The 13,419-nt window shown below is 68.9% G+C and carries 13 protein-coding genes; 5 read left to right on the top strand and 8 right to left on the bottom strand.

Going from position 1 to position 13,419, the window contains the following annotated elements; genetic code table 11:
- Positions 1-28: 28 nt before the first annotated feature.
- The 3 genes from NL114_RS13475 to NL114_RS13465 form a co-directional block, all read right to left on the bottom strand.
- Complete coding sequence (locus NL114_RS13475; RefSeq protein ID WP_254821440.1) at positions 29-1,300, bottom strand: ABC transporter substrate-binding protein; 1,272 nt, start codon at positions 1,298-1,300, stop codon at positions 29-31.
- A 100-nt stretch (positions 1,301-1,400) separates the two neighbouring features.
- Positions 1,401-2,168 carry a GTP cyclohydrolase III gene (locus NL114_RS13470; RefSeq protein ID WP_254821439.1) on the bottom strand — a complete coding sequence of 256 codons (768 nt, stop codon included), beginning with the start codon at positions 2,166-2,168 and terminating at the stop codon, positions 1,401-1,403.
- 122 nt (positions 2,169-2,290) lie between these two features.
- Entirely contained in the window at positions 2,291-2,596 is a 306-nt protein-coding gene (locus NL114_RS13465) for a DUF5785 family protein (protein WP_254821438.1), read from the bottom strand.
- Positions 2,597-2,919: 323 nt separating this feature from the next.
- Between NL114_RS13465 and NL114_RS13460 the strand changes: the two genes are divergently transcribed.
- Together NL114_RS13460 and NL114_RS13455 are read left to right on the top strand one after the other, a co-directional pair.
- The gene (locus NL114_RS13460; RefSeq protein WP_254821437.1) at positions 2,920-3,570 is read left to right on the top strand and encodes a helix-turn-helix domain-containing protein; all 651 of its coding nucleotides are present in this window, start codon (positions 2,920-2,922) and stop codon (positions 3,568-3,570) included.
- Between the two features lie 255 nt (positions 3,571-3,825).
- Positions 3,826-4,071 (top strand): hypothetical protein, encoded by a 246-nt coding sequence (locus tag NL114_RS13455; protein ID WP_254821436.1) that lies wholly within the window; start codon positions 3,826-3,828, stop codon positions 4,069-4,071.
- Here NL114_RS13455 and NL114_RS13450 read toward each other — a convergent pair.
- Together NL114_RS13450 and priS are read right to left on the bottom strand one after the other, a co-directional pair.
- Positions 4,053-5,408 (bottom strand): hypothetical protein, encoded by a 1,356-nt coding sequence (locus NL114_RS13450; RefSeq protein ID WP_254821435.1) that lies wholly within the window; start codon positions 5,406-5,408, stop codon positions 4,053-4,055. The genes NL114_RS13455 and NL114_RS13450 overlap by 19 nt on opposite strands.
- Positions 5,409-5,421: 13 nt before the next feature.
- Positions 5,422-6,615: a DNA primase small subunit PriS gene (gene priS / locus NL114_RS13445; protein ID WP_254821434.1), complete on the bottom strand. Its 1,194-nt coding sequence runs from the start codon at positions 6,613-6,615 to the stop codon at positions 5,422-5,424.
- Positions 6,616-7,628: 1,013 nt separating this feature from the next.
- On the opposite strand from priS, the gene NL114_RS13440 reads away from it, so the two are divergent.
- Positions 7,629-8,987: an NAD(P)/FAD-dependent oxidoreductase gene (locus NL114_RS13440; protein ID WP_254821433.1), complete on the top strand. Its 1,359-nt coding sequence runs from the start codon at positions 7,629-7,631 to the stop codon at positions 8,985-8,987.
- Here NL114_RS13440 and NL114_RS13435 read toward each other — a convergent pair.
- Positions 8,975-9,508, bottom strand: a complete 534-nt coding sequence (locus tag NL114_RS13435) for a thiol-disulfide oxidoreductase DCC family protein (RefSeq protein WP_254821432.1) — start codon at positions 9,506-9,508, stop codon at positions 8,975-8,977. The two genes, NL114_RS13440 and NL114_RS13435, sit on opposite strands and share 13 nt — an antisense overlap.
- A 790-nt stretch (positions 9,509-10,298) precedes the next feature.
- Here NL114_RS13435 and NL114_RS13430 point away from each other — a divergent pair.
- Together NL114_RS13430 and NL114_RS13425 are read left to right on the top strand one after the other, a co-directional pair.
- Positions 10,299-10,553, top strand: a complete 255-nt coding sequence (locus NL114_RS13430; RefSeq protein WP_254821431.1) for an MTH865 family protein — start codon at positions 10,299-10,301, stop codon at positions 10,551-10,553.
- A gap of 155 nt (positions 10,554-10,708) precedes the next feature.
- Positions 10,709-11,329: an ArsR/SmtB family transcription factor gene (locus NL114_RS13425; protein WP_254821430.1), complete on the top strand. Its 621-nt coding sequence runs from the start codon at positions 10,709-10,711 to the stop codon at positions 11,327-11,329.
- A 130-nt stretch (positions 11,330-11,459) separates the two neighbouring features.
- Here NL114_RS13425 and NL114_RS13420 read toward each other — a convergent pair whose 3' ends face one another.
- Positions 11,460-12,140 (bottom strand): metal-dependent transcriptional regulator, encoded by a 681-nt coding sequence (locus NL114_RS13420; RefSeq protein ID WP_254821429.1) that lies wholly within the window; start codon positions 12,138-12,140, stop codon positions 11,460-11,462.
- A 46-nt stretch (positions 12,141-12,186) separates the two neighbouring features.
- The gene (locus NL114_RS13415; RefSeq protein WP_254821428.1) at positions 12,187-13,419 is read right to left on the bottom strand and encodes a ZIP family metal transporter; all 1,233 of its coding nucleotides are present in this window, start codon (positions 13,417-13,419) and stop codon (positions 12,187-12,189) included.

Raw genomic sequence — 13,419 nt, 5'->3', positions numbered from 1 at the left:
CGAAGAGAAATCGAGGGGTCCGTGGTCGTTACTGGCCGAAGGCGACGGTGTCGGTCTGCGAGAAGTCGCGGTCCTGCACCTCGTAGACGCCGTAGGAGACAGCGACCATGTCGCCGTCATCGTTGAAGTTACACGCCGAGGAGGCACCCTGGTAGTTGATCTCGTCGCCGGCCGCGGCGGCCGCGAACGCGTCGGCGAGGTTGCTGGCGTCGAACTCCTCGCCGTCCGGGTTGGCAGCCTTCCGGATGTTGTCGCGCACCGCGGTGCCCGTGTTCTCGCCGGCGTAGACGTTCGCGAGCAGACAGACGGCCGTCGCGTCGTACGCCTGGGCGTTGAACACGCCCGGTTCGCGGCCGTACTCGTCCTGATAGGCCTGGTCGAACGCGTCTCGCCCCGGCCCGGACGCCTGCGGTGCCGTCCCGGTGACGTTGCCCATGTCGCTGTCGACGTTGTCCGGTAGTTCGTTGTCGATGAGGCCGTCGGTGACGATGATGTCCTCCCCGGAGTCGAAGCTGTTGTAGTAGTCACGGAACAGCTGAACACCCGAGGCCGGGTAGCCGATGACCACGAGCGTGTCCGGGTCGCCGTTGAGCGCCTGCTCCAGCTGGGAGCTGTACGAGGACTGCTCCTTCTGGAAGGCGACCTGCTGGAGGACCTCGCCGTCGAACGCTCCGGCGAACGACTGGGAGAGGGCCTGCCCGTAGGAGTTGTTCACGTACATCGTCGCGGCCGTGGAGTTCCCGAGCTGCTCGGTGGCCACCTGTGCGATGACCTGCCCCTGCAGGGCGTCGGACGGGCACGTCCGGAAGATGTAATCATCGTCTTCCAGGTCCGTGACCGCGGGCGACGTGGACGACGGCGAGACGCCGACCGTCTCGTTGGGGATGAGCGCCTCCCGGGTGACCTGGAGGTTCACGCCCGAGGAGGCCGGGCCGGTGACGGCAGGATAGCCGTTGTTGATGAGGGTGTTGGCCCCCTGGATTCCGGCCTGGGCGTTGGTCTCCGTGTCCTCTACCTGGAGGTCGATCGTGAAGTCGATGTCCTCCTCGATCTGGGCCTTCGGGAGGATAGCCCCGTCACGGATGGGTTTCCCGAGCGAGCCCAGGTCCCCCGTGAGCGGGAGGAGGATACCCTGTTTGAGCGACCGACCGCCGCTCCCGCCGTCGCCACCGTCACCGCCGTCGCCACCGCCGCCATCGCCACCATCGCCACCATCACCGGTACAGCCAGCGAGTCCCGCAGCGATACCGATGCCCGCGGTCCCCTTCAGCACATCACGCCGTCGATAGTTCCGTGTCATGTCAACTGTTGACTTGTTTCCGATATATATAAAGCTGGTTAAGAGTGCAAACCGGATTTCACCCTCCGGCTGGCCGCCGAGGACCCGGAGAGCGGCGTGGTCAGCGACGAGAGGCGAACTCCACGTCGGTCCCGTCGTGACGGCAGGTCTCGAGGGCGTGTTTCGCCCCCATCCCGGCATCCTGTGCCGTCCGGGCCTGGCCGACGCCGACCTGGAGGTCGACTCCGACCTCTCCGGCGACGTGGTCGATGGCGTCCCGGTAGGCAGCCCGGTCCAGCTCCGGGCAGACGGCGATGACGTTGTCCCCGCCGACGAAGAAGGAGAGGGAGTCGTGGGCCCGGCGCATATGCCGCATCAGCTCCGCGTACCCCTGCTCGATGTGGATGAACGAGTCGAAGGCGTTCAGCCGGTCCGTGTACTTCCCGGTGGCGTCGATGACGTCGAAGTGGGCGATCTGGACGTCGCCGTCGGTGCGATCCTCCTCGGCGAGGAACCCGCCGCCGAGAATCTGGGTACGGTCCTCGTCCTGGGCGCTGCCGGCGGCCTGCAGGAGGTCCGTGGCGTCACCCAGCGCGGTCGCGGGCGAGGGGTCGGTCGCGACACCCAGCGAGACGGTGACGGGGTAGCGGTTGGCCACCGACTCCTGAACGAGCGCGTGGGCCTCGCGGTCCAGCCCGTTCGTCACCGCGATCATGTTGTCGAAGCGGGTGAAGAAGACGTACCCCTCGCGGTTCCCGATGAGCTGTGAGAGGTCGGCGTACAGCCGCGACTGGAGCGTCTGGAGGTCGACCTCGCGACGCGGCTCCGGCGTGACCGTCCAGGGTCCGTAGTTGTCGATCTGGACGAGGGTAACCTGCGTGTTCGTCACTATCGATGCTTCGGGGGGTTCGTAGTAAATGCGTTATCGTTCACGGTTCCGAGACGCGAGGGGGCGCGGTGGCTGGGTCCAGGGGGGACAGCGTCGCGCCGGAACCGTCCGGACGGCGAGTGTCAGTTGATCTCCTCGGGCGTGATCTCCCACATCCCGTTCTCGCGCATCGCCTGGCCCACAGCCTTGTGGAACGGCACGAACCCGTCGAACTCCTCCTGCCCGACGTGCTCCATGATGTCGGCGACGCTGACGACGCGCTCGTGGTTCAGTCGAACCGGGTGGTCGCCGTACTCCTCGACGAACTCCTCCCGACTGAGCGGGAAGTCCTCGTCCTCGTCGAGCTTCTTCGCGAGGATGGCCTGTCCGTACTTGCGCATCCCCTCGCTCCCCTCCTCGCCGTCGGGGTCGTGCGGCCAGTCGCTCATACCTACGAGTCCGACTGGCCCGCGCATAGTCGTTATGCTCTGCGTGCGAGCGTGGCCACGGCCGGCTCGTCCCGCCGGTTCGGCACCGGAACCGGACGGAACGCCGGAGCCGCGGGGGGAACGACCCCCCAGCCATCACGGGCGACTGGTAAAGGTCCGACCGGTGTTGTACCGGGTGTTCAAGTGTCCCCGGAACCGGCTCTGAAGCCGAATTCGAAAGCTAGAAGCCCTCTACCCAACCTTTGGACGCAGTTGTCAATTTCTTCTTTAACCCGTAGCATCCAGATTGGGGTACACCGGGAGCAACCGGGGCACGTCAAACAATGCAGTACCTCAAACTCACGCTGTCACCCACGCACCGCGCGATTCACCCTGTCGACCGGTTCATCGAGGGCCATCGAAGCGTCACGCGGGAGGAACTCCTCCACGTCGACGCCCGGGCCGACGGCACGACCGTCCTCCTGTACCGCCTCGTCGGTGACCAGGAGTCGTTCGAGACGGCGCTCTCACAGCGCGCCAGCGTCCGGGACTACGATGTCGTCGACGTCGAGGAGGAGGGGTTCCACGCGTTCGTCCAGGCCGAGTCCGCCGAGGAGGGTGGTGCCCTGCTCGACATCGCCCACGAGAACGCCCTCATCATCGACACGCCGCTGGAGTTCACCGAGGACGGCCTGAAGGCCACGCTCGTCGGGACCCACGGCAACCTGCGCGAGGCACTGGGACTGCTGCCCGAGGCGCTCGACTTCACCGTCGAGAACGCCGGCCCGTACGTCCCCGGCGGCGAGGACCTGCTGTCACCGCTCACGGACCGGCAGCTGGAGGTCTTCGAGACCGCCGTCGAGGAGGGCTACTACGATGTCCCGCGTCGCGCGACGCACAAGGACATCGCCGAGAACCTCGGCTGTGCCCCCTCGACCGTCGACGAGCACCTCCGCAAGGCGGAGTCGCGCGTCGTCTCCGGCCTGGTCCAGTAGACGGTCCACTCCCGGTTAGCCGCCGGTGGCACACGTGAGTGTGTGTCGCCGGCACGGCGGCCGCACTGGTGGGACACTGGTGGTGGGCGGCCGTCGACGGAGCGGAGACCGAAACGGGATGCCCGGGCCGCCCTGGTGGGAGGCTCGGACACACGACGGCGAGCGGAACTGGGGCCCCAGGTGGGGGGCTGCACCCTTCGCTGAACACGTCCCGAAGTCGGACTGGTTTTGAGCCGCGCAACCGCATCCGCAGCCATGAGTCCGGACCAGCATGGTGTGCGCCGCTCCGAGCGGCGACGCCGGAGCGTTCGTCAGTTGCTGTTCGTCATCGCCGGCTCGCACACCGGTGCGTTCCTCGGGTCGGTCATCCCGAGTTCGCGCCTCGGCATCCCTGGAGACGTCTTCTCGATACTGCTCATCATGGTCCTGTTCACGCTCCCGTTCGTCGTCGACTCGAACTGGGAGCGGATCGACGGCTGGTATCAGGACCGGTTCGAGTGATCGCCGGAGAAGGGTATCGTCGGGTCGAGGGACTCCGCATCGCCGTTCTCGACCAGTAGCTCGGCGTTGTCCGTCGGGAGGACCGCCACGTCGTCCGCCGAGAGGTCGTAGGCCCGGCCGTCGACGCCGAATATCTCGCCTACGTCGTCCGTGATACGGACCAGCGTCTCGCTCGCTCCCGGCTCGTCGGCGGCGTTCGACGGAGCCGCCGCCGACCCGCCGCCAGCGTCGGATGAAGGCTCGCCGTGGGGAGGGCCGGCAGCCTCGGACGACCGGCCATCCGTCGTGTCGGACGTGTCCGTTCCGGAGGTCGGGTCCGACGTGTCGGCAGCGGTCACTCCGCCGACGGCGTCCGTGCCGGTCGGCGCCCGTGTCTCCGACCCCTGGTCCGGGTCCGCTCCCGGTGGTCCGTCGGCGGGCGGAACTGCCTGATGGCCCCCTTCGTCGGCCGTGTCGGACCCGGCCGCGGCGGAGGCGTCTGCCGTCGACGTGGGGTCCGCCGTCGACGTGGCGTCTGCCGTGGCTTCGGGGTCGGCCGGAGCTGCCGAGTCGTCGTCCGCACTGCCGCCCATCGCCGACGCCGCGTCCATCGCGTCGCCACCTGGGGGGCCGGCATCCCCGGAGGCGTCATGCGTCCGTGCGTCCCCCCGAGGTGGCGCCTCGGCTGTGGATGTCTCCTGGGCCGACTCCGGCGCGGCCGCCTCCGGGGACTCCGAGGCCGGCGTCGGTGCCTGTTCGGGCGGCGCCTCGCCGTCGGGTCGTGCGGCCTCGTCAGCGGTCGAGACGGGGCCATCCGCCGCCGGTCCCGAGCCGATGTGGACCGGCCCGTCCTCGTCCGGGGCGGCCTGCTCGTGGCCGGCGTCGGTGGGCGTCGCGTTCCCGGCAGCCGGTTCGGAAGCGCTTCCGGCACCGCCACCCGCGCCGGGGCTCCCGTCGCCGCCGGCCGTGCCCGCGAGCGCGTCGAGGACGCGCCCGCGGTTCGACTCGATGTCGCCCACCAGCGTCTCGAAGAGGTCCGACTCCTCGGTCGTCAGCCCCTCGGCGTCGACCGCCATCCCCGCCGCGTCGAACGAGGCCATCTTGACGACCTTGCCGACGCGGCGCTCGTACAGCGACTCGACGACCTCCTCGGCCGTCTGTATCTCGTTCGTCAGGCGCTGGACCTCGGGGTCGTCGTAGGGGTAGGAGTACTCCGAATTGGCGGTCGCGCGCTCGCGCTCCGTGCGCAGGCCGCGGATGAAGCTGGCCGCCTCCTCGTAGAAGCCGTCGCGCAGGTGCTGGAGCTGGGACGCCTGTCGTTCCCGGCTCTGTGCGCTTCGGAGTTCGTCCAGATCCATCAGTTCGAGTGTCTCATTCGGGTGCCTTCTCGGCGCGCCCCCTCGCCATGAGGAAGACGCCCCGTGCCTCTGTCACTTGACGCTCTCCCTCCTGTATGGTAAACTCTTCGCCGAGCAGTTCGACCGGCCCCGGCTCGGTCACCTCGATCCGGATCTCGTTGTCGCGGAACGTGTCCGGGACGGCGTCCGCGAGCGGGTCGAAGTCGGCCAGTTCCCCGCGGGCGAGCGGTTTCACCGCCAGCCCGCTCCCGCCGTGGAGGCTCCCCGGCAGCCGGATGAGCCGGTTGATGTCCGTGGTGACGGGCTCGTCGATGGGCGCGCCCGCGCTCGCGAGTTCGTCCTCCAGCAGCGTCCGCGCCACGCTGAAGAAGGCCGGGTGGACGTCGATGTTGCCGGCCGCGATGGCGTCGCGGTTGTTCCGCATCGCCCGGAGCGCGCCCTGGGCCTTCTTCTCGCCCACGTTCTCGAACTCGCGGAGCCGTTCGACGGCGGCCTCGTCGTCGAGCGCGGCCACCTCGTCGACGAACGCGAGGAGTTCGGCGTGGAGCCGGCCGCTCCACCCACCTTCGGGCGGGAGCGACCGCTTCTCCGCCGGCGATTTCCGGCCGGCCTCGCCGCCGACCGCCTCCGTCCGGATCAGGTCCTCGAACGCCACCTCCGCGCCGCGGACGTAGACGGCAATCTCACCGCGCGCGCTCCGGTCGAGCGCCTGCACGTCCTCGCGGCGCACGTGGACGTGGTAGCCTCGCCCGCCCGAGAAGACGACGTACGTGTCCTCGAAGCCGAAGTCGTCCTCCAGAATGTCGAGCAGTCGCAGCAGCGCCTCCTTGCAGGTCGCCAGCATCTCGGCGTAGGTCGCCGCCTCGGGGTCGACGCCGGGCAGGTGGTCGGCGTCGAGGTCGAACACGAGGTCCGACCCGCGCCACCCCTTCTGCCCCATCGAGTTCGCGCCGGGGTCGTCGTAGCTCCCGGCCGAGTAGTAGACGTGCTGGGGCCGCACCGAGTCGTCGGCCAGCGCGTCCGCCAGGTCGTCGGCCCCGCCGACGAGGTCGATCCACGCGCGGTGCCGGACCATCCGGGTGCCGCCCTCGGAGAACGGGATGTACCCCCACTCGCGCTCGTTGGCGCGCGGCGGCGGCTCTATCGATACCCGCCGGTAGTGGTCGCCGAACCGCCCCCGGAGGTACTCGCGCGTTCGTTCGTTCATCGTGTCGTCGTCTCTGGGTTTCGCGTTGTCGTGTTGCGTTGCTGGGGCCGCCGGCCGCGGCCCCGCCGCATCCTGACTGACGGATGTGGGTGCCCGGTAAATGAGTGTTCCTTCGTGGGCGTGGCGGCAGTAAGAGTGGTGTGGTGAGACATCCCAATTTTGGGGTAATGTTCCACGTTAAACACCTTTCCCAGAATCTCAAGCCCAGATTCCCAGTTTGGACTGTAATCCCACCGCTACGAAGCATACAGCCTACGAAGCCCTCGCGCGCTCAGGTCGCGCGGCTCGCTGCGCGCCTCGGTCGCTCACTGCGTTCGCTCCCTCCGGTGCTTGCGTCGCCGTGCTTCCCTGAGCGCGCTCGCCCTTCGAGTCCACCAGGAACGTAGATAGCGGCACGAAGCGATGGCCCTGCCCTTCCCCAGGTCACGCGGGCCTCGCGCGTCCGCGCTCGGCCACGCGCTCCCGGCCCGTGGATTGTGGCGGGTCGCACCTCCCCGTCAGTCGAACCGGCGCGCGCTGGTGGCCGGCGCGCGCCCCCGCGAGCGGCTTCATGCCGCGAGCACCAACGGCGGGTGCCGGCCGTCTCTAAGCGCGCGAGGGCCGAAGCGCGCAGCGCCAGCGAGCACTGCAGGCGGCTGGGGAGGTACGAGGCTCACGGCTACCGCCTGACCCACGTGCGGGCCTGGCGGACTTCCGAAGCTGAGCCGAGCGCAGCGAGGCGAAGGCCGATAGACGAAGTCTACCGGAAGGCGAACCCGCTCGACCCATCCCGGACCCGGCAAGCACCGCAGGCCGGAGCGTAGCGGAGGCCGAGGAGCGCAGCCGTCGCCGAAGGCGACGCGAGGGAGCGAAGCGACCGAGCGGGTCCCGGATGGTCGAGCGGGAGAGGGCTTCGGGAGCAGTTCCGTCGTGGTCGCACACACCGTGCGAGCGGGAGAGGGCCTCGGGAGCAGTTCCGTCGTCGCCCACCTCGTGTCACGTCATTTAAGCCGTCCCGAACCGCGAACGCATCCATGCAACGAGTCGACGTGGCCGTCGTCGGCGGTGGGCCGGCCGGGAGCTCCGCCGGGCGAGCGGCTGCCGCCGAGGGCGCCGACGCCCTCGTCATCGAGAAGGGCGTCCCGCGCGCCGACCGCGAGGGGCTGGGCCCGGACTCGACGGACGCCGCCGGCATCCTCGACTACTGGGTCGACATCATGGACCTCGACGTGCCCATCCCGGAGCACGTCAAGCTCCGCGAGCTGTCGGGCGCGGACTTCATCGGACCCAACGCCTCGGTCGAGATGGACGAGACGGGTATCGACGCCTCCTACCCCAACTTCGGGTTCACCTTCCAGCGCGCCCGGATGGACGACTGGCTCCGCGAGCGCGCCGAGGACGCCGGCGCCGAGTACCGCGTCGGCACCGGCGTCCGCGAGGTCGAGTCAGACCTCACGGGCAGCCCGACCCACCGGCTGACGCTGAAGGACGGGACCGAGGTCGAGGCCGACTACCTCATCCTCGCCGACGGCCCCCAGCGCACCATCACCGGGCAGGTCCTCGAACCGCTCCTCCCGGACGGCCAGTACGACGGTCTTGCCTCGACGAAAGCCAACCACATCGCCTACCAGGAGTACCGCGAGTTCCCCAAGGAGCTGCTGGAGACGGACCGCCTGAAGTTCTGGTGGGGCCACATGCCCGGCCACACGGCCTACCCGTGGGTGTTCCCCAACGACGGCCAGGTCGCACGTGTCGGGCTGACGATGCCCATCGGCCTCGACCTCGACACCGTCGAGAACCGCGAGGAGTACGCCCTCCTCCGGCCCGACGACGAGCGCGTCCCCGCGGGCAAGGAGTACATCAGCCGCCTGCTGGAGCACGCCTATCCGGACTACGACGAGAGCGACTTCCCGCTGCTGGAGGACCGCGGGAAAGCGAAGGGGACCGAGACCTACCCAATCTCCTCGACTCGTCCCATCGAATCACCGACGGCGGCCAACATCGCGGTCGTCGGCGGCGCGATGGGTGCCACGAGCGCGTTCCACGAGGGCGGCGACCACGTCGCCATCCGCTCGGGCAAGGAGGCCGGGCGCCTCGCCGGACTGGGGGCGCTCCGGGCGTACAACTACGAGTGGAAGCGCGCCATCGGCGAGGAGGTCCGGCGCAACGTCGTGCTGGCGGACATGGTCCGGGACTACGGCCCGTCGGACTGGGACCGCGTCTTCGGCCTCGCCAGCGCGATGCAGCCCGACGAGGGCGGCCGGACGGACTGGCTCGACGCCATCCGTGCCGGACCGGGCGCGCTGAAGCTGTTCGGTCAGTACCAGTGGGGCAAGTTCCAGGTCCGCGATGGGGGCTACTGCCAGGTCCGCGAGGACGACTACTCCCTCTGAGGCGAGACGGCCGAGGCGGAGGCCGCCGCCTCGCGCTCGCCGTCGGCCGCGCTGCCGGCGCCAACCGCCCCGCCGACCGCGCCGTCGTCGGTCGCGAGGAACCGTTCGCGCAACTCGGCGTCGGGGACCATGCACTCCTCTTTCTTCCCGAAGACGTCGTATCGGACGCGTGCGAGCAGGTCGTAGCCCGCGTCGCGGACGATGCGGGGCACGAATCGGAGGAGCCACAGGAGCCGGTAGGGACCCCGGAAGTGGCGCGCGATACGGACCGCGCCGGCAGACTTCGTGTGGACACCGTCCGCACCGATGTAGACCAGCGAGTCGAAGTAGTCGGGCGCCATCCCGTGCTCGTCGAGCAGGGCCGCACCGACCTCGGACTGGAGCGGCGCGAACCGGAGGACGCCGTCGTCGTGCGCGTGGATGAAGCGCACGCTCCATGCACAGAAGTTGCAGACCCCGTCGAACAGCACGACCGGCCCGTCCACGTCGTCGACCGGCGAACCCGCACTCGGGTCAGTCATGCCCGGACGTAGGCGCCCGCGACACCTGACCCTTCCGGGCACCGACCGCGCGCGAGCGACCCATCCGCGCCCCGAAACACGGATACGGTGTCGTCGGCTACGTCCGTTGCGTGCCTCAGTCCCCGCCCGAGACCCCAGCAGGGCGCGATGACGCGCGGAGAACCCGGGCACGTGACACTGGCATCGCTGTCGGCCAGAACCAGACAGCACCTCGCCGTGACCCACCAACTCGGGTTCCGGCATCCGGTCGCGCGTAGCGCGACCCGCCTCGGCGGTTGACACCGCCTCGGCATTCGTGCGCGCCATCGGCGCGCTCCGCCTCGCTGGCTGACGCCAGCTCGGCAACTGGGGGCGCAGAGCGCCCCCCGCCCGGCACGAGGGTTTCCCGGTCGACGCGGCACGCCGCCACGGGATGAGACCGGACGTTAGTGTTCCGGGCGACACACTCCACATTGCCTACCGGCGGGTGACGCGACATATCGACCCATCCGAGCCGCAGTCCACACCTCGTAACGGTCAGCAGATTTTATATGGAATGAACGTTCAGTACGAAGTGGCCCGGGGCTGGCTGCCACACCTGTCCCAGACTCGGAGAACGTGCTTCCGACGGGCCCCGTCGTCGGCACCCACGTGTCGGCACGGTCCCACCACCACCACCACCATTTCATTATTTGTACCCGGGACGCCAGCGACGGCCACGATGGGCCGTGGGTACCCCCACCGACTCGACGCCCATGGTGGATGCGTCCCGAAACGTTCAATTGGTTGTGTGTGTCACGCAAGAGGTGTAATGGTCGACAAAGAAGACCTGCGACAGCAGTTCACCGAGGCGTTCGAAGGCGCCGACTTCCCAGTCAACTCCCCGATGGACCTCGTCCCCGCGCTGCCGAACGGCCCGGGCACCACGTTCGAATCGGGCGACTTCTCCATGACCGCCATGGAGCTCAACACGAAGGGCGGTGGGAACCAGGAGTTCCCCTACGACAACGTCGACGACCTCGTCGACGACATCATGGACGGGCTCGAGGAGCAGGGCTACCTCTAAGGGAGCCTCCATAGCGGATTTTCTTCGCGCCGCCACCCCGTGAGCCGCGGCCGTCACGTTCGCAGCCGGAACGGATGCCTCGCCCGGCGACGACAGTCAAATCACGATTTGACCTACCGCAACAGGGAACCCCCCTCCGGCGGTAGACGGTACCGATGGGACTGTTACCGCGTCGCGCGGAACCCGAGGAACGACCGGACGCCGCGAAGGTGCTGGACGTGAGCGGCGAGGAGGCCTCGGCGACCTTCGACGCGCTCGGCTCCGAGACGGCCCGACGCATCATGGCGGCCGTCTACGAGCAACCGCGGACGCCCGTCGAGATCCGCGAGGAGGTCGGCACCTCCCTCCAGAACGTCCACTACCACATCGACAAGCTGGAGGACGCAGACCTCCTCAAGGCGGCCGGGGTGGGGTACTCCGAGAAGGGCAACGAGATGACCGTCTACGCCCCCGCGAGCGAGGCGGTCGTCCTGTTCGCCGGGAGCGACCACGAGCGCGGACGCATCGAGCGACTGGTCGGGCGCGTACTGGGACTGTACTTCCTGCTCGCGCTCGCGACCATCGCGTTCTACTACCTCCGCCAGTGGCTCGTCAGCGAGCCACCCCAGCAGGGCGGCGGGTTCACCGCGGACCAGGCCCAGCCAGCCGTCGAACGCGTCGGCGACGCGGCCGCGAGCAGCGGCGGCCTCGCCCTCGACCCGACGGTCGTGTTCTTCCTCGGCGGACTGGTGGCCCTCTGTGGCGTGACCGCCTACTGGTACCTCGCCGAACGGTGAGGGGCGAGGCGGACGGCCGGAGGCGGTTTTCGAGTTACTGCACGTATTCCCCGCGAGATTCGGAAGCAACCAGAGAATCGGGCAGCTACAGTAGCAATTTCTGCATCGAGAGAGCTATCGGCCAGTCTCCTCAGACTTCGAGCCCGTCGGTCTCGGCAGCCGGGACGACCTCGATGAGCCGCGCGATCTCCTCCGGGAGGCTCTGCTCGCCGTCCGGGGTCTCGACGGTGACCATGCCGAACGGCGCGACATCGACAACCCGGACCACCACCTCCGGGCGGATACCCGCGTCCGCGAGGTAGCGGAGTTCCTCGTCACCCTGGTGGCGGATGCGACGGACGACGACGCGCTCGCCCTCGCCGGCCTCCGCCAGTCGGGTTGTCTCGCCGGCTTCCGGGAGCGAGAGGTCCGCATCCGGGATGGGGTCGCCGTGCGGGTCGACCGGTGGGTTGCCCAGCGCCTCCGCGATGCGGTCGGTCAGCTCGTCGGAGACGTGGTGTTCGAGACGGTCGGCCTCGTCGTGGACGTCGGCCCAGTCGTAGTCCAGCTGCTCGGTGAGGAACGCCTCCAGCAGCCGGTGGTGCCGGAGAATCTCCAGGGCGACCAGTTCGCCCTCCTCGGTCAGCGTGACGCCCTTGTACTCCTCGCGGTCGACCAGCCCGCGCTCCTCCAGCTTCTTCACCATCGAGGAGACGGTGGGGGAGGTCACATCGAGGTAGTCGGCGAGTTCGGACGTGGAGACCCGCTCCTCGCCGTCGCCGCCGATGGCGTAGATGGCCTTGATGTAGTCCTCCATGACGGCGCTCAGCATCGTTGGCTCACGTTTCCGGCCGGCGTGCATAGAACCTTGTCCCTCACTAGAGTGCGATGAACAGCCCGGTCACGTACATGAACACGGCGCCGAACAGGAACGCCCCCGCGTTGACGGGCGTCCCGATACTGGCGAGCGAGTCGTCACCCCGGACGAGGTCGGCCATCTCCCAGACGACCTGGAGGATGGCGCCCAGCCCGATGGCGAGGAAGAACACGCCGAGCGTGGGCGAGAACGCGTAGCTCCCGATCCACGCACCCACGATGACCGGCGCGCCACCGATGAGCCCGAGCGCGGCGAAGTGCTCGATACCGGGGCGACGACCCCGCGCGAGCGGGCCGACGATGGCGGGCCCCTCGGTCACGTTGTGGACGAGGAACCCGACCACGAGGAACGCGCCGAGTTCGACGCGGCCGAGCGCGAACGCGGTCCCGATAGCCAGCCCCTCCGCGAGGTTGTGCAGGCCGATGGAGATCGCTACCAGGTAGGCCGTCCGCAGGCGACCCGTCTCGCCCTCGGTCCGGGAATCCACCCAGGCGCTGATGGCCTGGATGACCAGCACCGAGCCGGCCACGCCGAGCGCGAAGAGGAAGGGCCCCTCGTACCCGCCCGGAACCGACTCCATGAACTCCCCGACGTCGACCAGCGCGTCGAATCCGAGGAAGGCGAGGACGCCGACCGCGAACACGAGGACGGCGTGGAGCGCACGGTCGGAGACCGAGCGCAGGTAGGGGAGCCACAGCATCCCCAGCACGACCGGGATGACGCCGACGAACAGGCCGACGACCGCCAGCGTCCCGATTATCTCACCGGTCACACCCGGACTCATCGCGGGCGCGACGATGGTGTGGTGGATGACCGCGCCGTCGGACAGGACCATCGCGACGTTCAGGTCCCACCCGGGGTTCCAGTGGTACGGGATACTGATGGTCGAACTCTCGAGTGGCTCAAGGGTTCGGTCCCCGCCACTCATCTGGAACGACCAGTACGCCTCGTCGACGAGTACCTGCTCGACGGTCACCGCTCGCGGCCCGTTGTTCGTCACGTGCACGAGGACCGTCTCCTCGTTCGGCAGCGTCGTGTAGGAGACGGTCACGTCGGGAAGCGCACTCCCGCCAGTCGCGAGCGCGGCGAACGGCGACCCGAAGAACAGGTACGCCAGTACCGCCGCCAGCAACACGAGCGGGACGATGGCGACCACCCATCGCGGGAGGCCGAAGGGCTGTTCCTGCACCGTCACGCCGCCGTCGGACCGTCGTTCCGTATCAGTGTCGTCCAT

Source organism: Haloglomus halophilum (assembly GCF_024298885.1).
Lineage (GTDB): Archaea > Halobacteriota > Halobacteria > Halobacteriales > Haloarculaceae > Haloglomus > Haloglomus halophilum.
This window is presented reverse-complemented; position numbering and strand designations above follow the sequence as displayed.

Bases quoted from the DNA above. Each gene is read 5' to 3' on its own strand.
- NL114_RS13475 (WP_254821440.1), bottom strand. From the start codon at position 1,300: ATGACACGGAACTATCGACGGCGTGATGTGCTGAAGGGGACCGCGGGC.
- NL114_RS13465 (WP_254821438.1), bottom strand. From the start codon at position 2,596: ATGAGCGACTGGCCGCACGACCCCGACGGCGAGGAGGGGAGCGAGGGG.
- NL114_RS13460 (WP_254821437.1), top strand. From the start codon at position 2,920: ATGCAGTACCTCAAACTCACGCTGTCACCCACGCACCGCGCGATTCAC.
- NL114_RS13455 (WP_254821436.1), top strand. From the start codon at position 3,826: ATGAGTCCGGACCAGCATGGTGTGCGCCGCTCCGAGCGGCGACGCCGG.
- NL114_RS13450 (WP_254821435.1), bottom strand. From the start codon at position 5,408: ATGGATCTGGACGAACTCCGAAGCGCACAGAGCCGGGAACGACAGGCG.
- priS (WP_254821434.1), bottom strand. From the start codon at position 6,615: ATGAACGAACGAACGCGCGAGTACCTCCGGGGGCGGTTCGGCGACCAC.
- NL114_RS13440 (WP_254821433.1), top strand. From the start codon at position 7,629: ATGCAACGAGTCGACGTGGCCGTCGTCGGCGGTGGGCCGGCCGGGAGC.
- NL114_RS13435 (WP_254821432.1), bottom strand. From the start codon at position 9,508: ATGACTGACCCGAGTGCGGGTTCGCCGGTCGACGACGTGGACGGGCCG.
- NL114_RS13430 (WP_254821431.1), top strand. From the start codon at position 10,299: ATGGTCGACAAAGAAGACCTGCGACAGCAGTTCACCGAGGCGTTCGAA.
- NL114_RS13425 (WP_254821430.1), top strand. From the start codon at position 10,709: ATGGGACTGTTACCGCGTCGCGCGGAACCCGAGGAACGACCGGACGCC.
- NL114_RS13420 (WP_254821429.1), bottom strand. From the start codon at position 12,140: ATGCTGAGCGCCGTCATGGAGGACTACATCAAGGCCATCTACGCCATC.
- NL114_RS13415 (WP_254821428.1), bottom strand. From the start codon at position 13,419: ATGGACGACACTGATACGGAACGACGGTCCGACGGCGGCGTGACGGTG.